This window comes from Micromonospora sp. CV4, assembly GCF_003667455.1.
GTDB lineage: Bacteria > Actinomycetota > Actinomycetes > Mycobacteriales > Micromonosporaceae > Micromonospora.
Map to the genome: position 1 here is coordinate 1 of NZ_RCVI01000346.1, position 22,912 is coordinate 22,912.

Below are 22,912 nucleotides of genomic sequence, written 5' to 3' on the forward strand. Positions count from 1 at the left end.
GGTTCGGGGTGGGTTCGTTCAGGCGTGGGCGGGTGTCGGCTCGGGGGAGGTCGAGCCGGTCGTCGCCCGGCCGTCCTGCTCGGCGGTGAGGAGCCGGCGCAGGGAGAGCGCCACCAGCGAGGCGATCAGGCAGCCGCCGACCACGACGGCGACCCACACCATGCCGTTGGCGGCGCCGATGAGCGGGCCGGCGGTCACCGGACCGATCACGCCACTGACCCCGAAGATCATCGAACTCATGGCGTTGTACCGGCCGCGCAGCTCATCGGTGGCCAGGGCGTTGGTCAGCGCCGGCATCACCGGCGACAGCATCGTCTCGCCGAAGCCGAAGATCGCCGAGCAGGCCACCACGCACAGGGCGGCCACCAGGGCGCTTTCGGTGCTGACCAGACCGGCCGCGCCGAGGACCAGCCACGCGGTCGCGAACACCGCGCCGACCAACGCGAGCGCACCGGTGCGGCTGCGCCCCTCGATGCGGCGGATCACCAGCAGCTGGGCGAGCACGATCATCACGGTGTTGGCCGCGAGCGCCCAGGCCACCACCCGGGGGTTGACCTCGGCGACCCGCACGGCGTACGCGGCGAAGCCCACCTCGATCTGGGCGTACCCGCAGGTTGTGAGGACGAGACCGAAGATGACCAGCCGGCGGAACGGACGGTCGCGGAGAACGGTCAGGTAGCCGCCGGGCGACGGCTCGTCGCCGGTCCGACGCTGGCCGAGACGGTGGCCGACGCCCGGCAGGGTGAGCAGGATCAGCGCCGGCATCAGGTAGCTCACCGCGTCCAGCAGATAGATCACCTGGAACGTGGCGGGCCGGGCCGTGTCGATGATCGCGCCGGAGGTCATACCGCCGATGCCGATGCCGAGGTTGAGCAGGGCGAAGTTCAGCCCGAAGACGCGCTGCCGCTCGTCGTCCTCGGTGAGCGAGGCGAGGATCGTGTTCTGCCCGGACCAGATCGCCGAGCTGCCGATGGCGACCACCGTCATCACCAGCAGCGCCGAGCCGGTCGAGTGGACCAGCGCCAGCGAGCCGGTGCCCACCGCCTCGATCAGCAGGCACGGCACCACCACCCGGCGGGCGCCGAACCGGTCGATCAGCGTCCCGCCCAGCGGCGACAGCGCCAGGGTGACCGCGCCGTACCAGCCGATCACCAGGCCGGCGCGGGTGTCGGTGAGCCCGCGCACGTCGGTCAGGTAGATGAACAGGAACGGCAGGGTCAGCCCGCGCCCGATCGCCGACAGCAGGGTGCCGATGAGGAGCCGGCGAGCTTCCGAGCGGCGGGGGAGGGAGCGACGCAGCATGTCCGGCATTCTGTTCGCCGGGTGTGACGATTGGCGAACCGATTACCGCGGCTCCCCGCGCGCCCGCCGGCGGGCCGTGACCGATCCCATCGCTCAGCCCGGTCGGTGCGCGCGCCAGGTGTCGGTGCGCTCTGCCATGCTGGCCCGGTGAGCGTGACCTGGCGACACCTGCCCGCATCGGCCCGTGAGATCGCCGTCGCCGCCGGAGAGGCCGTCGCCGCCGCACAACAGCGCGACCCCACGGCCTACGAGGCGGCCGTGGCGCGCCTCACCGGTGCCGACCGGTCCGGCCTGGTGCTCGGCGCGACGGTCCGGCTGCTGTTGGAGGAGACGCATCCCGACGGGCTGGACGGCGACGACGTCCGCCAGGTGCTGGAGGTCTGCGTTCGCTCGGCCGTCGGCTGGCTGCCGGAGGTCGACCCGCACGTGGTGCTGGTGCTGCTCGCCGGGGCGCTCGGTGTGTACGACCCGGGCGACGACGACAACCCGCCGGGCCCGGCGGCCGTCGCCCGGCACGGCCCGCTGCTCGTCGCCGACCTGGTGTCGGCCGCGGGCCGGCCGCTCGACGGTTACCTGGCAACCGCGTTCGCCGAGATCGAGCGCACCGAGCGGCAGGACTGACACCACGCCCGGCGCGCTCCGCCCCGGGTCAGGCCGGCGTCCGCTGCGCCACCACCTCCAGATACTCGGCCGGGATCCGTACCGTGCCGTCGCCGGCGCTGTTGTGCGTCCGGGCCAGCTCCACGAGGTCGGCGTGCAGGTGCGGGCGCCGCTCCTCGGGCAGCGCCTCGAACGCCTTCAACGTCGGTCCGTAGTTGGCCCGGAAGAAGTCGGCGAATTCCTCCGGGGTGCCGAAGCGGAAGACGAACTCACGGCGTACCGCCCGCAGTTCGCCCACGGACCCGCCCAGCAGCTCACGGAGCCGGCCCTCGTCGCCCCACTGCACCGGCGGGCGTAGCCCGGCCGGCGGCGGCACGTGCCGCCCGACCGTGCGGAACAGGTCGCCGATGAACCCCTGGGGCGTCCACGACGCCAGCGCCACCGTGCCGCCGGGTCGGCAGACCCGGAGCAGCTCCGCCGCCGCCCGCTCCTGGTCCGGCGCGAACATCACGCCGACGACGGAGAGCACCGCGTCGAAGGACCCGTCGGGGTACGCCAGCCGCTCCGCGTCGCCGGTCACGAAGGTGACCGGCAGCCGCTCCGCCGCCGCCCGGGCGTGGCCACGCTCCAGCAGTTCGGGTACGTAGTCGACGCCGGTCACCACGCAGCCGCAGCGGGCGGCGGCGATGGCGGCGTTGCCAGTGCCGGTCGCCACGTCCAGCACCCGGGCGCCGGCCGGCAGGTCGGCCGCCGCCACCAGCCACTCGGCGATCGGGTGGATGAGCGCGGCGACCGCGCCGTAGTCGCCGCTGGCCCAGGTCACCTGCTGGCGTGCCTTGACGGCGTTGAGATCGAGTGCGGTGGTCATGTGCGGTTCCCCCCTCGGACGGATCGGTGTGCCACCGACGCTAGGTGGCGCGCTGCCCCGGGGGATCGGCAGAAACACCTATGTTGGGGGTATCAGGCCCCGCCGTCGGGCCGCCGCGGCCGCGTGCCCCCGGCTGGGCACCGCGAGCTTGTCCAGCACCGCCGACACGTGATGGTCGACGGTCCGGGTGGAGAGCGACAGCCGGGCCGCGATCTCGGCGTTGCTCAGCCCCTCGGCGAGCAGCGCGAGCACCTCCCGCTGCCGGGCGGTCAGGCCCGTCGGGTGTGCGGCCGTCGCCGGGCGCGGCCCCCGTGGCACCCGGGCCATCCCGCGTCCGCGCAGCTCGGCCCGGACCCGCCGGGCCACGGCGACGGCACCCAGCCCGTCCAGGATCCGCAGCGCCGCACCGGCCGCCGTGTCGTCGCCGCAGGCCAGGGCCTCCGCCCGGGGGTACGCGCAGCCGAGCTGGCGCCACTCCTCGGCCGCACCGGCCCAGTCACCCTCGATCAACCGTCGGTACGGGGACGCCAGCGCGCCGGTGTCCCCGACCGACTCGCCGACCCGCCAGAGCCAGTACGCCAGCTCACCGGCGTACCACGGTTGGCCGACGTCGAGAGCGAGCCGGTGGGCGCGGCGCAGCTCGGGGACCGCCGACGCCGGTTCGCCGGCCAGCCAGTGTCGCTCCGCCAGGGCGGCGGCGACCGGTACGACGAACTGGAGTTCGCGGCTCTGCGCCGCCCAGCGCGCCGCCGTGTCCAGATGCTCGCCGGTGGCCGGGCCGCCCCGGCGGGCGTCGAGTCGGCCCAGGGTGACCCGGGCGGGGATCAGGCTTCCGCCGGGCTGCGCGGAACGCCGCCGACCTGACGGGCAACGTCGTGCAGCGGGCCGAGTGCCCGCGGCGTCAGCAGCGGGTCGCAGCTGCCCCAGAGCACCCGGGCTCGCGGCGCGGCCGTCGACGCGAACGCGCTGAGCAGGGCGGACTTCCCGGCACCCGCCTCGCCGGCGACGAGCGCGACCGCGCCGCCGGGGGAGGCCAGCAGCCCGTCCAGGGTGGCGAGCGCGTCTGCACGCTCCAGCAGCTCCATCGAGGTCGATGCTAGTCAGCGGGGCGTCCAGTCGTGTGCCGGTGAAGACGACGACGGCCGGGTTGACGCCGGTATCACCGGCTACGGCGGCAGGGTGGCCTCGCTACCCGGAGAACCGAGAGCCGGTGCGCGTTCGAAGATGTAGTAGACGGGGACGGCGGCGATGATGACCAGTGCCACCGGCGGGCTGACGAAGGCGACGGCGATCGCGGCCAGATACAGGATTGACGCCGCCCCGAATCGCAGCCGCGCCTTCCACCGGATCGCCCCCGGCACGGGCTGTGGGAGCCGCCCCGGACGCAGGGTCCATTCGAAGATCCCAGCGAAGCTCAGTCCCATCCCCAGGAAGGCGGCCGCATACAGAATCACCGCCACCTTGGCGTCCTGCCCGCCCAGCGCGAGGTACTTGGCCACCGTCGCCGTGTCCACCGGGATCAGAACCACGAACAGCAGCAGGATGAGGTTGAGGAGGGCCAGGGTCCGGTCGATGACGACGAGGTTGTCGATGAGGGCGTGGTGGTTGACCCAGATCAGCCCGATCGTGCCGAAGCTGATCAGGTAGACGACGAAGGAGGACCAGTGGTCCGCGACCTGATGCAGGAGCGGCCCATGACCCGGGCCGGCGACCGCCAGATTCAGCGCGAGTAGCGTGATCGCGACCGCGAAGACGGCATCGCTGAACACCTCCAGCCGGGTTCGGCTCACCCGACAGTTCTACCGCAGCACCCGGACGCGCCGTGGGTATTCAACCCGGCCCACTACCGCGGGGCCGGCCGCCTCTTCCTTCCTCCAGTCCGCAGGTCGCCGGGGCGTTGTCAGCCGAGCACGTCCGAGTAACCCCGTTCCAGGTACACGGTCGACCACGTCACACCGCCGGCAGCGGAGTTGGCGCCGTTGCCCCTGGCCAGCAACTCCCCGGTCTGCGGGTCGAAAAGCAGATATTCCCTGCCCCAGTCGCCGGGGCTCGGCCGGGGACCTCGGCCGAAGTCGGCCGACACCACGGTCCCGGTCCGTCCTGCCGGATCGGTCTGCTCACCGCGGCAGGTCACCCCCTCCGTTCCGGCGAGGAACCGCAGCACCGCAGCCCGACGCGCAAAGTCCACGACCCGCTCGTTGTTCAGCTCCCCGACGCTGACAAGGACGTGCGACGGTCCGTTCTCCCGCGCCTGGTACAGCGCCTCACCCATGGCCGCAGGTTCCGCCGCCGGCAGTGGCAGGACGCTGAATTCTCCCGGGCGCAGGTCGTCCGTGTCGGAACCCTCCTTCGGGATCATTTCTGGGTGCTCGGCGTAGAAGTTCCGCGATGCCTCGTCCGGATAGGTCGGTGCTCCTCGCACGATGCGCAGGCGTCCCGAGCCGTCGGCCGCGAGCCACCGCCACGTCTCCTCGCTGAACAGCACGCTCACCCACTGGGTGCGGCTACCCGGCTGCGCAGTCGAGCTGCTGCTCTGCCCCCTCCGGTGCAGGTACTCATACCGTCCGGCCTGTCCGTCGTACGACGTGGCTCGCATCCGGTCCGCGATCGTGCTCAGGCAGTGGGCCGGAACGCCAGCGGCACCCGGAACGGTCGGCGGCTGGAATGATCCGGAGGGTCCGGTGGTGGGCCGGAGGATCGTGACCGTCATCGCCGCGACGGCGACCACGGCGAAGGCCGCCCCGACGGCAACGAGTCGCCGCGCCCGCCGAGCAGGTACCACCCGGTCGTAGGACGTCACGTCGTTGCTGGCGAGCCGCAACACTTCCTCGACGTCACCGGCCCCCACCTCGATTCCCCGCGCCGGGTCCGCCGCCTCCAGCAGCTCTCGCACCCGCTTGTTCATCGCGCTCCTCCCAGCTGGCCGTCGAGTGAGGGGATCTGTTCGGGCTGTTCCCGGAGCATCTCGGTCAGTCGCCGTCGAGCCCGGTGCAGCCGTACTTTGGCCGTGGCCGCACCGCAGCCCAGGACCAGCGCCGCCTCGCTCAGCGACGACTGCTCCCAGCCGACCAGCCGCAGGATCTCCTGATCGTCGTCCGACAGCCGGCTGAGCGCCGCGCGCACGTCGACCAGCCGCACGACGCCGTCATGACGGTCCAACGCGGCAGCTTCGGTCAGCTCAACGGACGTCGGTACGGCCCGTTGGGCGCGCCAATGGTTGGCCAACAGCCGACGAGCGACCCCATACAGCCAGGGCAACGTCCGCGCCGGGAGTTCCGACCGGCGCCGCCAGGCCACCAGGAACACCTCCTGGGCAAGTTCCTCCGCCGCCGTCAGACCGTCGAGTCGGCGCAGTCCGTAGCGCACGACGTCTGGATAGTGCCGTGCGTAGACCCCGCGGAACCAGTCGGCGCCCCGGGCGTTGACGTCCCTCATACCCCTACTTGTGTCAGTCAGCGGCCGGGGGTTACAGGACAATGCTTCCAGCAGGATAGGAAGGGCCGGAAACGAATCAAGGCCCCTCCGTGGAGGGGCCTCGATCTGCTCTTACCTCTGGTCGGGGTGGCCGGATTCGAACCGACGACCTCTTCGTCCCGAACGAAGCGCGCTACCAAGCTGCGCCACACCCCGAGGCGTGCCGACAAATAGTAGCCCACCCGCCCCGATGGTCAAACTCGGTACCCCCGGGGGTCGGACCGCGCCCGGAGCAGCCAAGATCCGCACAACTTCGGCGATGTTGGTGCCTCAACGCGTCGTGAGGCACCAACATCCCTGATGTTGCGCGGATCTTGAGACGAGGGCGCGCGAGGGAGGGGACGAGGGCGCGCGGGCGGAAGAGCGGGCGCCCGGTCAGCGAGGGATGAGGGTGAGGATGCTCGCTTCCGGGGGGCAGGCGAAGCGGACCGGAGCCGTCGGGTGGGTGCCGAGTCCGGCGGAGACGTGCAGCCAGGAGTCCGAGCCCGGCCACCGGTGCAGTCCGCGCGCCATCGAGCGGGGCAGTCCGCAGTTGGTGACCAACGCCCCGACACCGGGTACGCAGACCTGCCCGCCGTGCGTGTGCCCGGCCAGCAGCAGCCCGAAGCCGTCCGCGGCCATCTGGTCGAGCACCCGCGGTTCGGGGGAGTGCGCCAGCGCGATGGAAAGTTCCGCCGAGGTCGACACCGCGCCGTCCACCGCGCCGTAGTCGTCCCGCTCGATGTGCGGGTCGTCCACGCCCACCAGGTCGATCTGCCGGCCGCCGGCCTTGAGCATGGTGCGGGCGTTGTTCAGGTCCATCCAGCCGGCGCCGGTGAACACCTGTCGCAGCTCCTCGTAGGGCAGGTCGACGCCCTCGGTGTACTCCCGGTCGGGCAGCAGGTAGGTGAACGGGTTCTTCCACACCGGCCCGGTGTAGTCGTTGGAGCCGAACACGAACGCTCCCGGGTAGTCCAGCAGCGGTTGCAGCGCCCGCAGCACCCCGGGGACCGCGCCCGGGTGCGCCATGTTGTCGCCGGTCACCACGACCAGGTCCGGGTCGAGGGCGGCCAGCGACGCCACCCAGTGCTGCTTGCGCGCCTGGTCGGGCATCATGTGCAGGTCCGACAGGTGCAGCACGCGCAGCGGCTCCGCGTCGGCCGGCAGCATCGGTACGTCGTACCGCCGCAGGGTGAACATGTTGCGCTCGACGAGTGACGCGTACGCGAGGGTGGCCGCTCCGACCGCGGCGGTTCCGGCGGCGAGCCGGAATAGTGTGCGCTTTCGCATGCCGTTCAGGGTAGTTTGACCGTCCATGAGCACGCTGAAGGACCGCCTCACTGCCGACATGCGTTCCGCGCTCAAGGCGCGCGACGAGCTGACCACCTCCACGCTGCGGATGGCCCTGGCCGCCGTCGGCACCGCCGAGGTCGCCGGCAAGGCCAAGCGCGAGCTCTCCGACGACGAGGTGCTCGCGGTGCTGACCAAGGAGGCGAAGAAGCGCCGGGAGGCGGCCACCGCCTTCGCCGACGCGGGCCGCTCCGAGCAGGCGGCGAAGGAGACCGCCGAGGGCGAGGTGCTGGACCGTTACCTGCCCAAGCAGCTCTCGGACGCCGAGCTGACCGAGCTGGTGTCCGGCGCGCTCGCCGCGGGCGGCTTCACCGGCAAGGCCCAGATGGGCCCGGCGATGAAGGCGGCCCAGGCCGCGGTGGTCGGCCAGGCCGAGGGTGGTCGGGTGGCCGCCGAGGTACGCCGACAGCTCGGCCTCTGACCGGTCCGCGCACGATCTGACGCCCCGACCGCCCGCAGCGCAGGATCGACCGGCGGCGACAGTCCCGACAGACGAACGGGCGGGCACCCGGAGTGGGTGCCCGCCCGTTCGTACCTCTGTTTCGCTCAGCCGCCGGGGCGGCCCGCACCGGGTCGGCCGGGCGGGTTGCCGGGCTGCCCGGGGCCACCCGGGTTGGTGGTGCCCGGCGGGGTGCCGCCGCCGCTGCTGACCTGGATGGTGACCACGCCGCCCTTGATGGTGCGCCCGTCCGGGCTGGTGCCGGCGACGGTGCCAGCCGGGCACGTCGACGTCACCTTCGCGCTGGAGACGACCGGTTCGAAGCTGGCGTCCTTGAGCCGGGACTTCGCGCTGTCCACCGACGCGCACTTCACGTTGGGGATGCTGCGCTGGTCACCCTCGGAGATCTTCTGGCCCGGCGTCTCGAACTGGATCCGCGGTTTCTTCTTCATGGCGTCCCGCAGCGTCTCGTACACCGGCGGGTTGATGCCGTCCTTCTCGCCGTGCTTCATCTTGACGTTGGTCTGCGGCCAGTCCGGGTCGGCCATGATGCCGGCCACCGCGTACTGCTTGGTCATGGCGACCAGGGCGGCGGTCTTCTCCGAGTCGGTGGTGCCGGACTTGCCGGCCACCGGCGCATCGACGATGCCCCGCACGTTGCCGGCGGTGGCTCCCGTGCACTTGGAGGTCGACGACCGGTCACCGACCGGGCAGCGGGCCGCGTCCACCGCGGCGCGGGCGACGTCGGTGCTGAACCGCTTCTCGCAGCGCGGGTTGGCGATGTCCAGCTTGTTGCCGTCCGGGTCCCGGATCTCCTGCACCGGGATCGGCTCGCAGAACTTGCCGTCCGCGGCCAGGGTGGCGTAGGCGTTGGCAAGGTCCAGCGGGGTGGTCTGCGAGACGCCCAGGGTGAACGCGCCCCACTGGTGCGCTCCCCGCTCCAGGTCCAGATCCTCCTGGGCCCGGAAGTTGATGCCCAGCCTCTTGGCGGCCTTGACCACGTTCTCGGCGCCGACCTGCTGCTGGAGTGGCACGAAGTAGGTGTTCACCGACCGGCCGAACGCGCCCCACATGTTGTGCACGCCGGCCATGCTGTCGGTCGAGTTGGTGGGGCAGTAGAAGTGTGTGCCCTTGCAGGCCGCCGGGCTGCTGTTGTCGATGATGTAGTCCGACTTGAACTGCTTCGGCGCGTTGATGGTGTGGCTGAGGGGGATGCCCTTCTCCAGCGCCGCCACGATGGTGAACATCTTGAACGTCGAGCCGGCCTGGTAGCCGGTGATGCCGTCGCCGCCGGTGAGCAGCGGGTTGACCGTCGCCGGGTAGTTGCCCCGGATGCCCTTCCTCTTCTTCGCGGGATCGCTGGAGAGCTTGTTCTTCGGGTTCTTCGGGTCGTCCAGCTTGAACTGCCGGTTGACCGCGAGCGCCCGGACCCGCCCGCTGCCCGGCTCCACCACGGCGACCATGGCGGCTTCCTTGCTGTTCTCGCTCTTGGCCTTGCGGACCGCCTTGTCGGCGCCCCTCTGGGCCTGGACCTCGAGCGAGGTCACGATGTTGTAGCCGCCGCTCTTCAGCCGCCGCTCACGGTCGTACGACGTCGAGCCGAACGTCTCCTGCTGCATCCACCAGCGGTAGAAGTAGTCGCAGAAGAAGCCCCAGCTGTTGACGTTGGCGGCGACGCAGCCGTTCGGGGTGCGCTTGTCCTTCACCACCAGCTTGGTCGCCTTGGCCGCGTCGGCTTCCTGCTGGGTGATGGCCTTGATGTCGACCATGTTCTGGATGACGTAGTTGCGCCGGTCCAGGGCGAGCGGGAAGCCGGCCTTGGTGGTCGGGTCGTTGGTGGTGGGCGCCTTCACCATTCCGGCCAGCAGCGCCGCTTCCTCGATCTTCAGCTTGCTCGGCGGCTTGCCGAAGTAGACCTGGCTGGCGGCGAAGACGCCGTACGCGCCGTTGCCGAACGAGGCGAGGTTGAGGTAGCGGGTGAGGATCTCGTCCTTGGAGAATTCCTTGTCGACCTGGAGGGCCAGCCGCATCTCGCGCAGCTTGCGGGCGCTGGTGTCCTCGGTCGCCGCGACCACGTCGGCGGGGTGGGTGGCCGAGTACGCGATGGCCAGCCGGACGTACTGCATGGTCAGCGTCGAGGCGCCCTGCCGGCCGGCGCCTTCGTTCTGGTTGTTCACGAACGCGCGGGCGACACCGTTGATGTCGACGCCGTTGTGCTTGTAGAAGTCATGGTCCTCGGCCGCGATGATGGCCTTCTGCATGTACGGCGAGATGTCGGCGAGCTTCGCGTCGCGCCGGTTCTCGTCGTACATGATCGCCAGCGGTGTCTTGCCGTCCGAGGCATACAGGTAGCTGGCCTGTGGCGAGCGGGCCACCGTCAGCTCCGTGGGCAGGGCGCCGAAGGTCTCGGCGCCGGCCTTGGCGGCCAGGCCGGACATCGCCACCGCGGGGAAGGCCGCCGCGGCGACCACCACGCCGGCCAACAGGCCGCATACGAGCAGCGATGCGGCGTTGGTCAGCACATTGTGGTCACGTTTCCGCATCCAGGTCACCTCAGCAGGGTACGCGAGTAGGGAACGAGGGGCGCTGGGGCGTTGTTTCCCCATTTCCTGCGCGCGCTGCCCTCGTTGTGCTAAACGCACGACCCCCGGTGCGTGGTTGCGTGTGACCTGGCGGAAGTCTCCTCCGACCCGAGGAGGCGGCGCAGCGTTTTCGCCGACCTCGGCGGGGTAACCGGCGGTCGAGAGCCCGGGAAGCCGGGAGTGTCCGGAATGATGGATTTCGCCGACAACGTTGCGTAATCAGGCGACTACAGAGCATGATGGGGGGCGGCGACAGCGCCACATGTCGCTCGCGCCGCCTTGGGGAAGGCGAGCCGGGCGATCGGGGGGAATTGCCGGCTGACGTGCAACGAGGTCGGTAGGTACTGCAAGGGGGGACGTGTACACATGGGCATGATCACTGACTGGCCGTCGCTGGCGGCGTGTCAGAACGGGGACCCGGACGCGTTGTTCGTACAGGGCGCCGAACAGAACGTGGCGAAGCGGATCTGCCGGAGTTGCCCAGTTCGGTACGAGTGCCTGGCCGACGCGCTGGACAACCGGATCGAGTTCGGTGTGTGGGGTGGCATGACCGAACGCGAACGCCGGGCGTTGCTGCGTCGTCACCCGCAGGTGACGAGCTGGCGCAAGATGTTCGAGGCCGCGATGAAGAAGAACAGCAAGGACAAGGCCGGCAAGGACAAGATCCTCGTCAGCGCGGCCAACTGACCTCGGTCACGGCCGGCTGATCGCCGCGCCGATCGTCCGCAGCCCGTCGACGTCGTGCACGTCGGCGGGCTGCGCCGTCACCGACACCGCCGGCACCGCCGGAAACGCCTCGGTGAACCGCGCGGCCACCTGCTGCTCGCGTACCGCCTGACGGGCCAGCGCGGCGTGCGCCCGCAGCACGTCGGCGGTGGCCTCGTGCCCACCCAGCTCGGTCAGCCGCTCCGCGGCGGCCCGGCTCCGCTCCGCGTCCAGCTCCGGCACCGCCGGCCGGTGCACCCGGTTGAGCACCAGGCCGGCCAGCGGCATGTTCTCCTCGCGCAACCGGCCGGCGAAGTAGGCGGCCTCGCGGACCGCGTCCGGCTCCGGCGCCGCGACCAGCACGAAGGCCGTCTCCCGCGCCTGGAGGATGCGGTACGTCTGCTCCGCCCGCTGCCGGAAGCCGCCGAACATCGAATCCAGTGCGGCCACGAAGCCGGACAGGTCGGTGAGCAGCTGCGCGCCGAGCACCTTCTGCACCACCTTCGAGAACATCCCGAACGAGGCCGTGACCAGGCTGAACATGCTCCGACCGCCGCTGCGCGCCGGCGCCAGCAGCAGTCGCAGCATGCGGCCGTCGAGGAAGCGGGAGAGCCGGGCCGGCGCGTCCAGGAAGTCGAGCGCCGAGCGGGACGGCGGAGTGTCCACGACGATCAGGTCCCACTCGCCCCGGGCGTGCAACTGGCCGAGCTTCTCCATCGCCATGTATTCCTGCGTGCCGGCAAAGGTCGAGCTCATCGCCTGGTAGAAGGGATTGGCGAAGATCTCCGCCGCCTTCGCCGGATCGGTGTGCTGGAGCACCACGTCGTCGAAGGTGCGCTTCATGTCCAGCATCATGGCGTGCAGTTCGCCGCCGCTGCTCTCGACGTCGATCCCCTTGACCTGGCGGGGGGTGTTGTCCAGCTCGGTCAGGCCCAGCGACTGGGCCAGCCGGCGGGCCGGGTCGATGGTGAGCACCACCGTGCGCCGGCCGTGGTGCTCGGCGGCCCGCAGCGCCAGCGCGGCGGCCGTGGTCGTCTTTCCCACCCCTCCGGCACCGCAGCACACGACGATCCGCACGCCCGGGTCGGCGAGGATCTTGTCGACGTCCAGCTGCGGCGCCGCGTCTTCGGAAGGCACCAATCGAGCGTATCGGGCCGGGTGGGTCCGTGCGCCCGTGCCGACCTCAGGTGTGAGTCAATCGGCCCGGACGAGAGCCTGGGCCAGGGTCGCGAGCCCCGCCCGGTCCACCCCGTCGGGCAGCAACGGCAGCTCGATCATCGGCAGCCCCAACTCCACCAGCTCGGCGCGGAGCGAATCCTCCAGCTCGCGCCGGATGAGCTGGTCACGCGCCTCGTCGTGCAGGCCGGCGATGGTGTCCCGGTCGGCCGGCAGCCCGGCGGCGACCAGACCGCGCCGCAGCTCGGCCGCGTTGACCGCCCGACCGGCGGGCACCGGTGGCCGCGTGCCGTTGACGATCACCCGTCCGACCCCGAAGCCGAGCGAGGTCAGGTCGGCGATGGCGTCCACCGTCTCCTGCACCGGCATCTCCTCCAGCAGCGTGACCACGTGCACCGCGGTTATCGGGGACCGCAGCAGCGCCGAGACACCCTCGCTCTGGGTCTTGATCGGGCCCACCTTGGCCAGCCGGGCCGTCTCAGCCGTGACGTTGAGGAACCGGCCGATCCGCCCGGTCGGCGGGGCGTCCAGCACCACCGCGTCGTACGCGCGTCGCTGCCCCGAGGTGCGGGTGGTGGCCTCCTTCACCTTGCCGGTGAGCAGCACGTCGCGCAGGCCCGGGGCGATGGTGGTGGCGAAGTCGATCGCGCCGAGCTTGCGGAGCGCCCGACCCGCCGCACCCAGCTTGTAGAACATGTCGAGGTATTCGAGCAACGCCTCCTCGGCGTCCACCGCCAGCGCGCGCACCTCACCGCCGTCCGGGGCGTCCGCGAGGTGCCGTTCCTCGTACGGCAGCGGGTCGATGCCGAAGAGCTGGGCGATGCCCTGCCGCCCCTCGACCTCCACCAGCAGGGTGCGCCGGCCTCCGGCGGCGAGCGCCAGGGCCAGCGCCGCGGCCACGCTGGTCTTGCCGGTGCCGCCCTTGCCGGTCACCACGTGGAGACGGGCCGACCATCCGTTGCCGGCCGGGTCGGTCGGCCGCTCAGCTGCACGCACCCGTCGAGCCTATCCAGGCCGGCCGGTCACGCGACCTCGCAGACCCACCAACCCGACTTCTGCACCACCGTGAAGCGCAGATCCTGGTCCGCCACCTTCTCGTCCGCGGTGGTCATGGTGAGCCGGGTGGAGACGGTGGCCCGGTCCCCCGTCTGGTTGTCGACCTTCGGGCTGGTCCACCGGAAACGGGGGGTCTGGTACTCGGCGGTGTACTTCTGCACCTCCGCGATCTTCGCGGCGATCTTCTCGTCGTCCCGGGAGGCGGCGCAGACGCGGCCGGCCGCCTTGGTCGCGTCGCGATCCTTGTAGACCGCGGTGAGGAACTCGTCGACGGCGACCGTCGGTTCCTTGGCTCCCTGGCCGGTCTCGGCGTTGCGCAGGGTCAGGAACGCCACCACACCGCCGCCCACGCAGAGCACCATGATCACGACGAGCGCGATCGCCGCGATCAGCAGGCCGCGCTTCTTCTTGGGCTCGGCGGTGCCCTGGTACGGGGGGTAGCCGGGCGGAGGTGGCGGGATCGCCGAGGGGTCGGAGGTGCCCGGTGCCGCGGTCGACCCGGCCGGGGACGCCGGGAAGGTCGGCTCGGCCGGCTGTGCCGGGAGCGCCGACCGGTCGGGCTGTGCGGGCAGGGCGAGCGGGCCGGACTGCGCCGCGGGGGCCGGCTGGTCGGGAACGCTCGGGGCGCCGGTCGGGTCGGCGGGATCCGGGTGGGCCGGCGGGAGCGCGGGCTGGTCGCCGCTGGGCGGTTGGGTCATGTCTTCCCCCGGGGGGTGCGGGCGCCCGCCGCCACCCCTGGCGCCGAGCGTGATCGAGCGGGTGGCCGGCACTGCGCGACCGTCCGACCGGAAGGGTAGCGGTCAATCACCGAACCGGTGTCGCCCCGGCCGGCCGGCAGGGGCCACGGATCCGGCCGGCGGGATCTCCGGTGCGCTGCGCTGTCGGGCCTCTTACCTGCGATCTGTCGCATATGTGACTACGGGTCACCGGCCGTGCGCGTCCTGTTGGCGGGACTGCGGCCACGGACCTACCGTCGATTCCGGGTGCGGGGGCCGGAGCGGACGGATGGTCCGGACCGGAGGCGTGATCCGACAGGTACGACCGGAGGCAGTGCATGCGCGACGTGGACAACATCCCTCGCACCCAGTTCCCGACCAACGACCGGCCGCGCCGGTCCGGGTCCCGGGGCGAGGCCGACGGGCCGGTCGGCAGCCTGCCGGTCAACGAGCGGTCGTACCGCCGGGTGCCCGAGCCGCCGCCGGAGGTGGCCGTGGCGTCGAGTCGCCCAACTGAGCGGGGCCGGGACGACGAGGAGCCGGGCTTCGTCATCCATCTGCCGATCCGGGTACCCGACCTCGCGGCGGCGACCGCGCTCGCCGGGCGGGTGGCGGTGTCCCTGGGTTTCCTGCCGGAGCTGGACGCCGGTGAGACCACCGTGTCCAACGCCGACGACCAGAACAACCGGCACCGGGTCTTCTGCGACCTGCTGCTGCCCGATCGCTCCCGCTGCCCCCAGGGGTACGAGCACGAGGGGCCCTGTGGGGAACTGCCGGCGGCGCCGGAGCAGCGTCCCGCACCTCGCCCCGCCAGCGGACCGTAGGCTGTGCCTCGAATACGTCCGCACCGAGAGGGAGCCCTCCAGCGATGCAGAAGTGGGAATACTCCACGGTCCCGCTGCTGGTCCATGCGACCAAGCAGATCCTCGACAACTGGGGCGAGGACGGGTGGGAACTCGTCGCCGTGATCCCCGGGCCGAACCCGGACCAGTTGGTCGCGTACCTGAAGCGGCCCAAGGCATGAGCAACGGTCCGCACGCGAAGCTCGCCGAGCTGGGTCTCGAACTGCCCGAGGTCGTGCCGCCGGTGGCCAGCTACGTGCCGGCCGTGCAGTCCGGGCAGCACGTGTACGTCTCCGGGCAGCTGCCGATCGCCGAGGGCAAGCTGCTGGCCACCGGCAAGGTGGGCGCCGGGATCTCCGGCGAACAGGCGAAGGATCTGGCGCAGCGGTGCGCGCTCAACGCGCTGGCGGCAGTCGACTCGCTGGTCGGCCTGGAGAACGTGGTCAAGGTGGTCAAGCTGACCGGGTTCGTGGCCTCCGCGCCCGGCTTCATCGGCCAGCCCGCCGTGATCAACGGCGCCTCCGACCTGCTGGGCACCGTCTTCGGTGAGGCCGGCCGCCACGCCCGCAGCGCCGTCGGGGTGGCCGAGCTTCCCCTGGACGCCCCGGTGGAGATCGAACTGATCGTCGAGGTCGCCTGACGCGTCGCCGCCCCCGCGGTCGTGCGCTTCCTGGCCGGATGAAAGCCCTGAACGGGGACGAATCAGGGACCTCAAGTGCAAGATCGCGGGGTGTGGCGGGCGGGGCCGTACGATCGCAGCCATGAGCGGGCACGTGACGGCGCCGGCGGCGGCGCTCGCCGACGAGCTGCCGAGCTGGGTGACGCTGCTGCGCGCGCCGAACCCGGGCCCGATGACCCTCGACGGCACCAACACCTGGGTGCTGCGGGCGGCCCCGGGCGAGCCGGCGGTGGTGATCGACCCCGGCCCGGCCGACGAGGGGCACCTCGCGGCGATCGCCGGGCACGGGCCCGTCGGCGTCGTGCTGATCACCCACGGCCATCCCGACCACACCGAGGGCGCGCCGCGGCTGAGTGAACTGCTCGGCGGCGTGCACGTCCTCGCCGTCGACCCGGCGCACACCATCGGCGGTGAGCCGTTGGCCGGGCCGGGCGCGCACCTCGACGGCCTCGGCCTCACGATCCGTCCGCTGGACACCCCCGGGCACACCGCCGACTCGGTCTGCTTCCTGGTCGAGCGCGGCGACGAGCGGGTGGTGCTGACCGGTGACACCATCCTCGGCCGCGGCACCACCGTCGTGGCGCACCCGGACGGGCACCTCGGCGACTACCTGACCAGCCTGGAGCTGCTCAGCGCGTACCGGGGGATCCCGGCGTTGCCCGGGCACGGCCCGGCGCTGGCCGACTGCGCCGCCGCCGCCGAGTTCTACCTCGCCCACCGCCGGGCCCGGCTCGACCAGGTCCGGGCGGCCGTCGCCGCGGGCGCCCGCACCCCCGGCGAGGTGGTCGCCGTGGTCTACGCGGACGTGGACCGCTCGCTCTGGTGGGCCGCCGAGTGGTCGGTCCGCGCCCAGCTCGAACACCTGGGTGTGGGCACCGGGGAATCTGAGCCCGGGGTCAGCGGGTTGGAGCAGACGTGACCTGCCCCGTGTGTGGAACCGTCGCCGTTCCCGGTGCCCGGTTCTGCCACAACTGCGGGGCCGCGCTACCGGCCGCCGCGACGTTGCCGGCGGCCGAGCGCCGGGTGGTCACCGTGCTCTTCGGCGACCTCTCCGAATTCACCTCGTGGTCGGAGGATCTCGACCCGGAACGCGTCGGAGCGGTCACCGACCGGGTGCTCGCGGCCCTCGCCGGAGCGGTGAAGACCTTCGGCGGGCACGTCGACAAGCTGACCGGCGACGGGATCATGGCCGTCTTCGGTGCTCCGGTGGCGCACGAGGACGACGCCGAGCGGGCCGTCCGGGCCGCCCTGTCCATGCAGCGGGCGGTCCGCCGGGTGCTCGACGACGAGCGGGGTGGCGGCGCGCCGCTCGGGCTGCGGGTCGGGCTGAACACCGGCGACGTCATCGCGGGCATCCAGGCCGCCATCGAGTACACGGTCATCGGAGACACGGTCAACACCGCCGCCCGGCTGGCCGACGCCGCCGCCGTCGGCGCGGTCTATGCCGGCGGCCGGACCTCCGCCGCCACCCGGCACGTGGCCTCGTGGCGGGCGCTGCGCCCGCTGCGGCTCAAGGGCAAGCGCGAACCGGTCGAGGCGTACGAGCTGCTGGGTCTGCTGGACGCGCCGGGCACCCGGTCGGGGCTCGGTGACGAGGCGCCCTACGTGGGCCGGGAGACCGAGATCGGTCGGGTCGCCGGCCGGCTCGCCGAGGTGATCGACCAGGGTGACCCGCGAGTGCTGCTGATGACCGCCGAGGCGGGCATCGGCAAGTCGCGGTTCGCCGCCGAGGTGGAACGGCTCGCCGCCGGATACGACGTGGGCGCCGGCCGGTACGCCGCGCACACCGGCGCCCGGGTGCTCTCGGTGCGCTGTGCCGCCTTCGGTGAGCGGCGTCGGCTCGCGCCGCTGGCCGACCTGGTCCGCGCCGCGGTCGGCCTGCCCGGTGACGCGGCTACGGCGCTGACCCGGCCGGCGGTGGAGGAGCGGTTTCGCCGGCTCGGCCAGCGGCTCGCCCGCGCCGGTGGTGAGACGGCGCCGATCGCCACCGACCAGCTGCTCGCGCTGCTCGGCTACGCCGAGCTTCCCGCCCACGCCGGCACCGACAACGGCGAGTGGGCGGGCGTGCCGGCGGCCGACGCCGAGGCGGTGCCGAACGCGGTCGCCGACCTGCTCAGCGGGCTCGCCGCGGAAGCGCCGCTGGTGATCGTGGTGGACGATCTGCACGACGCCACCGCCGAGACGATCCGCGCCCTCGGGCTGACCCTGTCCCGGCTCACCGGCCCCGTGTTGGTGCTGCTGCTCGGCCGCCCCGAGCTGGTCCGTACCGCCGGTGCGCTGACCCGGGTCGCGGACGCCGAGGTGCACTCGCTGCCGCCGCTGCGCGGCGCCGACGCGGCCCGGCTGCTCACCAGTTACCTCGGTGGCGGCAAGCTGCCGCCGGCCGACGCGGACCGGCTGCTCGCCACCGCCCAGGGCAACCCGTTCTACCTGGCCGAGCTGGTCACTCTGCTGATCGAGCGCGGGGCGCTCACCACGGTGGAGCCGGCGCGCGGTGCCCGTGACGCGGTGGAGCCGGCGCGTGGTGTCCGCGCCACGCCCGGCGAGCGGGACCAGGGCTCGACGGCCGGCTGGCGGCTGGTGCCCGGCTCGCTGGGCAGCCGGTTGCTCTCCCGCGACCTCGCCGCGGTGCTCGCCGCCCGGATCGACGCGCTCCCGCCGGACGCCCGCTCGGTGCTGCGCGACGCCGCCGTCATCGGTGACACGGTGCCGACGGGTGCGCTGGAGGCGCTGCGTGAGCAGCACGGCGGCCGCGACGGTCGGCCCTCGGCCGTGGCCGCGGTGGAACTCGACCGGGCCGTCGACGAGCTGCTGCAACGCCGCATGCTGCACCGCACCCGCCTCGGCTACGCGTTCGCCACCCCGCTGATGCGGGAGGCGGCGTACGCGGGGGTGAGCAAGGCGGAGCTGGCCGAGCGGCACGCCGCGCTGGCCCGCTGGGCGGCGCCGCGGGACGAGGCCAGGACCGGCACGCCGGGCGGGTTCACCGACGAGGCCCGGGACGACTTCGTGGCCACCCACGTCGAGCGGGCCGCCACGCTCGCGGACGCGGTGAAGTTGCGCCCGGACGCGCCGGCCCGCGCGGTGGTTCCGCTCGGGGTCGCCGCGCTGGGCCGGGCCGCCCGCCGGTCGCTGTCGGCCGGCGAGCCGGCGCTGGCCGTGGAGTACGCCGAGCGCGCCACCGAACTGGCCCGCGACGGGGTTCCGGCGGCCGACCGGGTGGTGCATGCCCGGGCGCTGCTCCAGATCGGCCGGGTCGTCGACGCGCTCGCCTACGCCGAGAAGATCGCCGCGAACGCGGGGGACGAGGCCGTTCGGGCCAGTGCCCTGCTCCTCGCCGGGCAGGCTCAGCAGACCCTCGGCGACCAGGGCCGGGCGGTGGCCGCCTGGCAGGAGGCGTTGCAGGTGGCCACGGCCGGCGGGCTGCCCACCCTGCGCGCCTCGGCGATGCGTCGGCTCGGCATGGCGGAATTCGTGACCGGGCGGCTGAGTCAGGCGAGCAGCCGGTTGGCCGCCGCGTACCAGGTCAGCCTCGGCGCGCAGGACCGGCGCGGGCAGGCCTGGTCCCTGCAGAACCTGGCGTGGGTGACCACCACCCGGGGCGACTTCGCCGGCACCGACGCGGTGCTGGGCCGGGCCGCCCGGCTCTTCGCCGAGCTGAAGGACCCGTACGGGCGGGCCTGGCTGCGGGGCACCACGGCGTTCGCCCGCCTGCTCGCCGGCCGGCTGCGCGAGGCGTGCCGGTTGGCGCAGGTCTTCCTGCCCTTCGGCGAGCGGGTCGGTGAGGCGTGGGCGGTGGGCACGCTGCGGGCGGTGGCGGCGTTCGCCACGGCCGAGCTGGGCGAGCTGGCCGAGGCGGACCGGGAGGCCCGGCGGGCGTACCGGGAGTTCGCGGCCGCGTCCGACGACTGGGGGCGCGGGTTCGCGCTGGTGGTCCGCGCCGTGGTGGCGCGCGGGCTGGGAGAGCCGGAGCACGCGGCCGACCTGCTCACCGACGCCCTGGCGTACGCCGAGCGGACCTCGCATCCGCTGCTCACCGGGATGGCGGGCACGCTGCGGGGCTTCGTGGCGATGGACATGGGTGACTGCGAGACCGCCGAGCGGTTTGCCCGTGCGGTGCTGACCGCCGTGGAACCGCACAACCCGCAGGCGCCGGCGCAGGTCGCGCCCCGGGTGCTGCTGGCGACCGCCCGGTTGGCGGCCGGCGACTCGGCGACCGCGGTCGGGCTGCTCGCCCCGGTTGCCACCGCCGCCGCGAACGCGCCGTCGCTGCTCTTCTCCCGCCGGCAGACGATGGCCCGGTACGCGTCGGCGCTGCTCGCCCACGGTCAGCGGGACCAGGCGCTGGACTGGGCGCGGCGGGCGGTCACCGCACCGGCCGAGGACGTGCGCAGCCAGGTGATCGCGGCCAGCGTGCTGGCCGAGGCGTTGGCCGCCTGCGGTCGCCCGGCCGAGGCTCTGTCCTGTGCCGACGAGGCGGTCCGCCTGGCGTACGCCACCGAGCAGCGCAGCGAGCGCGCCGAGGCGGACGCGCTGCGCGCCCGGCTCATCACCACCTCCTGATCCCGCCCTCTCCCGGACCCGCGCCGATGTCGGCGGCTGCCGTGGCGTGGGCCGGTTATTGACGGTTTCGGGGATGTGGTGGTCGGGGTGAGCGGCTAGCGTGTCAACACCGTGCGGGGTCCACAGTGGCGACCTTCGCCGTGCCTGGGGAGGCTTTCCATGAAGCTGCCGCGTTCCGTGGCGGGTTGGACCATCGCGGTCTTCGGCGTGCTGGCGCTCTTGATGGGAGCGCTCGGGCTGCTCTGGCCGGAGGCGATGCTGCGCCTGCTCGGGCTGGACGTTCCGGCCACCCGTGCCGTCGGTGACCACACCGGCACCTTTCTGCTGGCGTCCTCGATGGCGTCGTTCAACATGGGCGTCTACTACCTGCTCGCCACGGTGACCGAGTGGCGGGCGTTCTACCGGTTCACGGTGGTCTTCCGGCTGGTCACGTTCACCGTCTTCAGCATCGCCGTGCTGGCCGACATCGCCCCCGACCGGTTCTTCGGGGTGGCCGCCTGGGAGGGCCTGGGCGCGTTGGCCACCGCCGTCGGCCTGCGCGTGGACTCCCGCAGGGGCGCGCCGACCGGCGCCGGCGCGACGTCGGAACGCACCGCTGCGACGGCTGATGGCACCGACGTGGCCGGCGACGTCGGAGAGGGACCGGGCGCGGCCGGTGCCGCTCCGGCGGACGCGGTGCGCTGAGCCACCGGCAGGGTTGGGTATTTTCGAGCAGTGACCGACACCCCGACCGGCGGCTTGCCGGTGCCGAACGTGCCCGGTCTGACCGACTTGCGGGTGTTTGCCCGAGGTGGTTACGCGACCGTCTACCAGGCCACCCAGATCTCGGTGGGCCGTGAGGTCGCCGTCAAGGTGGAGAACCGCACGCTGGACAGCGAGCGCGACCAGGCCCGCTTCCTGCGCGAGGCGCGGGCGGCCGGGCGGATGTCGTCACACCCGCACGTCGTGGACCTCTTCGACGTCGGGGTCACCGTCGACCAGCATCCCTACCTGATCATGGAACTCTGCGACGGCTCGTACGCCGAACGGATGCGCACCTCGCCGCTGGGCCCGGTGGAGGCCCGTGACCTCGGCCTGAAGATCGCTGACGCCCTGGCCCACTCGCACGCGGCCGGGGTGCTGCACCGGGACGTGAAGCCCGCGAACATCCTCTACTCGCACTTCAACTCGGCGGTGCTGGCCGACTTCGGGCTGGCCGTGCTGGCCGAGGCCCGGGACGCCTCGGTCACCCTGGAAGTGCTCACCCCGGCGTACGCGCCGCCGGAGATGTTCAACCACAGCCCACCGTCGCCGGCCGTCGACGTGTACGCGCTCTGCGCCACCCTCTATGCGGTAATGCACGGCCGGCCGCCGCGCTGGCAGTCCGAGCGCAACCCCAGCCTCGTCACCGTGCTGGAGATGTTCAACCAGCCGGTTCCCCGCCTGCCCGGCGTGCCGGACGAGCTGATCGACGTCCTCCGCGCCGGCATGGCGAACGACCCGGCCGATCGACCCTCCGCTCTCGAACTGCACGACCTGCTCTCCAGCCTGCCGCTCGGCCCGCCGTCGGCGCCGGTCAGCGGCGCCCCGGTCAGCGGTGGCACGGTCAGCGGTGGCACGGGCCACGCCGGCCCGTACGTCGCCGGCCAGCCGCTGCCGCGCCCCCCGGTTGAGGACATCCACCCGACGGTTCCCGGTGGCCGGCGCTGGCGGCGCTGGTTCCTCGGTGGCGCCGGAGCGCTCGCGATCGCCGCCTCGGCCAGCGCCGGCGCCTGGATGGCTGGCAGCGGCCCGCCACCCGACCCGTCCCCCTCGGTCAGCCGGGTCGCCGCGCCGGCGACCGGGCCGCTGCCCGGCTGCACGACCGGCACCGGCGCGCCCACCGCTCTGCCCTCGGGTGCCCGGTGCCTGCCGGAGTTGGAGTGCTTCGGTCCGGTGCGGATCCGCGGCACCCGCGCCGAGGCGGCCCGGGTCCCCTGCGTCGGCCGGCACACCTGGGAGACGTACGCCGAGGGCATCCTGCCGGTGTCGCTGGTCGGCGCCGAGTATGACGACGTGGTCGCCGCCGAGCCGGTGCGCCAGGTGTGCAGCGCGGCCACCTTCCGACTGACCACGGGAATCACCGAGCCGGTCGGCTGGCACCTGGAGGTGCTGCCGCCGGTGGACGGCAGCCTCGACCGGACCTACCGGTGCCTGGCCGGGCGGGGCGTCGACGCGCTCACCGCGCCCACGCTCACCGGTCGCTGAGCCCGCCCAACCCGCGCCGCCGGTCACGCACCGCACGCAACGCGTCCCGGCTGTCCAGCGCTTCGAGGGTGTCCGCGTCGATCCCGTACGGCATCAACTCCGGTGGCCCGGCGACGAGCGGACGGTCCACCGGCTCCGGGTCGTCGCCCTGACGGGCCGCGGACACGGACACCCCGGCCACCATGGTCAGCAGGACGCAGAGCAACGCGAGGACCACGCCGAGAAGATCCTGACGGCGCCAGACGACCAGCATGACCAGCAGCGCAACGGCTCCCAGCGCCGCCACCACCGCTACCGTCCGCGCATCGGGCCTGGACAATCGACTCACCCCTCCAGCATGTCGTCACAGGACCCG

At 72.8% G+C, this 22,912-nt stretch carries 24 protein-coding genes and 1 tRNA gene; 11 read left to right on the top strand and 14 right to left on the bottom strand.

The window, feature by feature from the left end; genetic code table 11:
• Window positions 1-18 precede the first annotated feature (18 nt).
• Window positions 19-1,302 carry an MFS transporter gene (locus EAD98_RS24420; protein ID WP_121656364.1) on the bottom strand — a complete coding sequence of 428 codons (1,284 nt, stop codon included), beginning with the start codon at window positions 1,300-1,302 and terminating at the stop codon, window positions 19-21.
• Window positions 1,303-1,449: 147 nt separating this feature from the next.
• Here EAD98_RS24420 and EAD98_RS24425 point away from each other — a divergent pair, with 147 nt between their 5' ends.
• Window positions 1,450-1,923, top strand: coding sequence for a hypothetical protein (locus tag EAD98_RS24425; protein ID WP_199723537.1), 474 nt, complete (start codon window positions 1,450-1,452; stop codon window positions 1,921-1,923).
• A 28-nt stretch (window positions 1,924-1,951) separates the two neighbouring features.
• Here EAD98_RS24425 and EAD98_RS24430 read toward each other — a convergent pair whose 3' ends face one another.
• Window positions 1,952-2,770, bottom strand: a complete 819-nt coding sequence (locus tag EAD98_RS24430; protein ID WP_121656338.1) for a class I SAM-dependent methyltransferase — start codon at window positions 2,768-2,770, stop codon at window positions 1,952-1,954.
• Window positions 2,771-2,848: 78 nt separating this feature from the next.
• Window positions 2,849-3,280, bottom strand: coding sequence for a helix-turn-helix transcriptional regulator (locus EAD98_RS31335; RefSeq protein ID WP_121675813.1), 432 nt, complete (start codon window positions 3,278-3,280; stop codon window positions 2,849-2,851).
• A 90-nt stretch (window positions 3,281-3,370) separates the two neighbouring features.
• Here EAD98_RS31335 and EAD98_RS24440 point away from each other — a divergent pair, with 90 nt between their 5' ends.
• On the top strand, window positions 3,371-3,634 hold the full coding sequence (locus EAD98_RS24440; protein ID WP_121656339.1) for a hypothetical protein: 264 nt from the start codon (window positions 3,371-3,373) through the stop codon (window positions 3,632-3,634).
• Here EAD98_RS24440 and EAD98_RS24445 read toward each other — a convergent pair.
• The 6 genes from EAD98_RS24445 to EAD98_RS24470 all read right to left on the bottom strand — a co-directional run bounded on the left by EAD98_RS24445 (window position 3,595) and on the right by EAD98_RS24470 (window position 7,513).
• Window positions 3,595-3,855 carry an AAA family ATPase gene (locus EAD98_RS24445; protein WP_121656340.1) on the bottom strand — a complete coding sequence of 87 codons (261 nt, stop codon included), beginning with the start codon at window positions 3,853-3,855 and terminating at the stop codon, window positions 3,595-3,597. The genes EAD98_RS24440 and EAD98_RS24445 overlap by 40 nt on opposite strands.
• Before the next feature lie 81 nt (window positions 3,856-3,936).
• Complete coding sequence (locus EAD98_RS24450) at window positions 3,937-4,560, bottom strand: TMEM175 family protein (RefSeq protein ID WP_121656341.1); 624 nt, start codon at window positions 4,558-4,560, stop codon at window positions 3,937-3,939.
• A 110-nt stretch (window positions 4,561-4,670) separates the two neighbouring features.
• Window positions 4,671-5,675, bottom strand: a complete 1,005-nt coding sequence (locus tag EAD98_RS24455; RefSeq protein WP_121656342.1) for a CU044_5270 family protein — start codon at window positions 5,673-5,675, stop codon at window positions 4,671-4,673.
• Window positions 5,672-6,205, bottom strand: a complete 534-nt coding sequence (locus EAD98_RS24460; RefSeq protein ID WP_121656343.1) for an RNA polymerase sigma factor — start codon at window positions 6,203-6,205, stop codon at window positions 5,672-5,674. Before EAD98_RS24460 ends, EAD98_RS24455 begins: the two co-directional genes overlap by 4 nt.
• Window positions 6,206-6,323: 118 nt before the next feature.
• Window positions 6,324-6,400, bottom strand: a tRNA-Pro gene (locus EAD98_RS24465).
• Between the two features lie 219 nt (window positions 6,401-6,619).
• Window positions 6,620-7,513 carry a metallophosphoesterase gene (locus EAD98_RS24470; protein WP_121656344.1) on the bottom strand — a complete coding sequence of 298 codons (894 nt, stop codon included), beginning with the start codon at window positions 7,511-7,513 and terminating at the stop codon, window positions 6,620-6,622.
• Between the two features lie 25 nt (window positions 7,514-7,538).
• Between EAD98_RS24470 and EAD98_RS24475 the strand changes: the two genes are divergently transcribed.
• Complete coding sequence (locus tag EAD98_RS24475; protein WP_121656345.1) at window positions 7,539-7,994, top strand: GatB/YqeY domain-containing protein; 456 nt, start codon at window positions 7,539-7,541, stop codon at window positions 7,992-7,994.
• A gap of 125 nt (window positions 7,995-8,119) precedes the next feature.
• Here EAD98_RS24475 and EAD98_RS24480 read toward each other — a convergent pair whose 3' ends face one another.
• Complete coding sequence (locus EAD98_RS24480; protein WP_199723538.1) at window positions 8,120-10,555, bottom strand: transglycosylase domain-containing protein; 2,436 nt, start codon at window positions 10,553-10,555, stop codon at window positions 8,120-8,122.
• 405 nt (window positions 10,556-10,960) lie between these two features.
• Here EAD98_RS24480 and EAD98_RS24485 point away from each other — a divergent pair, with 405 nt between their 5' ends.
• Window positions 10,961-11,281, top strand: coding sequence for a WhiB family transcriptional regulator (locus EAD98_RS24485; RefSeq protein ID WP_030328078.1), 321 nt, complete (start codon window positions 10,961-10,963; stop codon window positions 11,279-11,281).
• Window positions 11,282-11,287: 6 nt separating this feature from the next.
• Here the strand turns inward: EAD98_RS24485 and EAD98_RS24490 are convergent, their stop codons facing one another.
• Genes EAD98_RS24490 through EAD98_RS24500 form a run of 3 tightly spaced genes read right to left on the bottom strand, consistent with a single transcriptional unit; the run spans window position 11,288 to window position 14,229 of the window.
• The gene (locus EAD98_RS24490; RefSeq protein WP_121656347.1) at window positions 11,288-12,439 is read right to left on the bottom strand and encodes an ArsA-related P-loop ATPase; all 1,152 of its coding nucleotides are present in this window, start codon (window positions 12,437-12,439) and stop codon (window positions 11,288-11,290) included.
• A gap of 54 nt (window positions 12,440-12,493) precedes the next feature.
• Complete coding sequence (locus tag EAD98_RS24495) at window positions 12,494-13,471, bottom strand: ArsA-related P-loop ATPase (RefSeq protein ID WP_121656348.1); 978 nt, start codon at window positions 13,469-13,471, stop codon at window positions 12,494-12,496.
• A gap of 26 nt (window positions 13,472-13,497) precedes the next feature.
• Entirely contained in the window at window positions 13,498-14,229 is a 732-nt protein-coding gene (locus EAD98_RS24500; RefSeq protein ID WP_368666170.1) for a hypothetical protein, read from the bottom strand.
• A 356-nt stretch (window positions 14,230-14,585) separates the two neighbouring features.
• Between EAD98_RS24500 and EAD98_RS24505 the strand changes: the two genes are divergently transcribed.
• The 7 genes from EAD98_RS24505 (at window position 14,586) to EAD98_RS24535 (ending at window position 22,557) form a co-directional block, all read left to right on the top strand.
• Window positions 14,586-15,071, top strand: a complete 486-nt coding sequence (locus EAD98_RS24505; protein ID WP_121656349.1) for a hypothetical protein — start codon at window positions 14,586-14,588, stop codon at window positions 15,069-15,071.
• Window positions 15,072-15,115: 44 nt separating this feature from the next.
• Window positions 15,116-15,271, top strand: coding sequence for a DUF4177 domain-containing protein (locus EAD98_RS24510; RefSeq protein ID WP_088950574.1), 156 nt, complete (start codon window positions 15,116-15,118; stop codon window positions 15,269-15,271).
• A complete protein-coding gene (locus EAD98_RS24515) occupies window positions 15,268-15,729 on the top strand; it encodes a RidA family protein (protein ID WP_121656350.1) in 462 nt (153 codons plus the stop codon). The genes EAD98_RS24510 and EAD98_RS24515 overlap by 4 nt, the downstream gene beginning before the upstream one ends.
• A gap of 121 nt (window positions 15,730-15,850) precedes the next feature.
• Complete coding sequence (locus EAD98_RS24520; protein ID WP_121656351.1) at window positions 15,851-16,687, top strand: MBL fold metallo-hydrolase; 837 nt, start codon at window positions 15,851-15,853, stop codon at window positions 16,685-16,687.
• Complete coding sequence (locus tag EAD98_RS24525) at window positions 16,684-20,331, top strand: adenylate/guanylate cyclase domain-containing protein (RefSeq protein WP_121656352.1); 3,648 nt, start codon at window positions 16,684-16,686, stop codon at window positions 20,329-20,331. The genes EAD98_RS24520 and EAD98_RS24525 overlap by 4 nt, the downstream gene beginning before the upstream one ends.
• A 159-nt stretch (window positions 20,332-20,490) precedes the next feature.
• A complete protein-coding gene (locus tag EAD98_RS24530) occupies window positions 20,491-21,015 on the top strand; it encodes a hypothetical protein (protein WP_233583960.1) in 525 nt (174 codons plus the stop codon).
• A 30-nt stretch (window positions 21,016-21,045) separates the two neighbouring features.
• Complete coding sequence (locus EAD98_RS24535; RefSeq protein ID WP_121656353.1) at window positions 21,046-22,557, top strand: serine/threonine-protein kinase; 1,512 nt, start codon at window positions 21,046-21,048, stop codon at window positions 22,555-22,557.
• Here the strand turns inward: EAD98_RS24535 and EAD98_RS24540 are convergent.
• Window positions 22,544-22,843 carry a hypothetical protein gene (locus tag EAD98_RS24540; protein WP_147457483.1) on the bottom strand — a complete coding sequence of 100 codons (300 nt, stop codon included), beginning with the start codon at window positions 22,841-22,843 and terminating at the stop codon, window positions 22,544-22,546. The genes EAD98_RS24535 and EAD98_RS24540 overlap by 14 nt on opposite strands.
• Between the last annotated feature and the right edge of the window lie 69 nt (window positions 22,844-22,912).

Coding starts and splice junctions, on each gene's coding strand:
- EAD98_RS24420 (WP_121656364.1), bottom strand. CDS start 1,302: ATGCTGCGTCGCTCCCTCCCCCGCCGCTCGGAAGCTCGCCGGCTCCTC.
- EAD98_RS24430 (WP_121656338.1), bottom strand. CDS start 2,770: ATGACCACCGCACTCGATCTCAACGCCGTCAAGGCACGCCAGCAGGTG.
- EAD98_RS24445 (WP_121656340.1), bottom strand. CDS start 3,855: ATGGAGCTGCTGGAGCGTGCAGACGCGCTCGCCACCCTGGACGGGCTG.
- EAD98_RS24455 (WP_121656342.1), bottom strand. CDS start 5,675: ATGAACAAGCGGGTGCGAGAGCTGCTGGAGGCGGCGGACCCGGCGCGG.
- EAD98_RS24460 (WP_121656343.1), bottom strand. CDS start 6,205: ATGAGGGACGTCAACGCCCGGGGCGCCGACTGGTTCCGCGGGGTCTAC.
- EAD98_RS24470 (WP_121656344.1), bottom strand. CDS start 7,513: ATGCGAAAGCGCACACTATTCCGGCTCGCCGCCGGAACCGCCGCGGTC.
- EAD98_RS24475 (WP_121656345.1), top strand. CDS start 7,539: ATGAGCACGCTGAAGGACCGCCTCACTGCCGACATGCGTTCCGCGCTC.
- EAD98_RS24480 (WP_199723538.1), bottom strand. CDS start 10,555: ATGCGGAAACGTGACCACAATGTGCTGACCAACGCCGCATCGCTGCTC.
- EAD98_RS24485 (WP_030328078.1), top strand. CDS start 10,961: ATGGGCATGATCACTGACTGGCCGTCGCTGGCGGCGTGTCAGAACGGG.
- EAD98_RS24500 (WP_368666170.1), bottom strand. CDS start 14,229: ATGACCCAACCGCCCAGCGGCGACCAGCCCGCGCTCCCGCCGGCCCAC.
- EAD98_RS24505 (WP_121656349.1), top strand. CDS start 14,586: ATGCGCGACGTGGACAACATCCCTCGCACCCAGTTCCCGACCAACGAC.
- EAD98_RS24510 (WP_088950574.1), top strand. CDS start 15,116: ATGCAGAAGTGGGAATACTCCACGGTCCCGCTGCTGGTCCATGCGACC.
- EAD98_RS24515 (WP_121656350.1), top strand. CDS start 15,268: ATGAGCAACGGTCCGCACGCGAAGCTCGCCGAGCTGGGTCTCGAACTG.
- EAD98_RS24520 (WP_121656351.1), top strand. CDS start 15,851: ATGAGCGGGCACGTGACGGCGCCGGCGGCGGCGCTCGCCGACGAGCTG.
- EAD98_RS24530 (WP_233583960.1), top strand. CDS start 20,491: ATGAAGCTGCCGCGTTCCGTGGCGGGTTGGACCATCGCGGTCTTCGGC.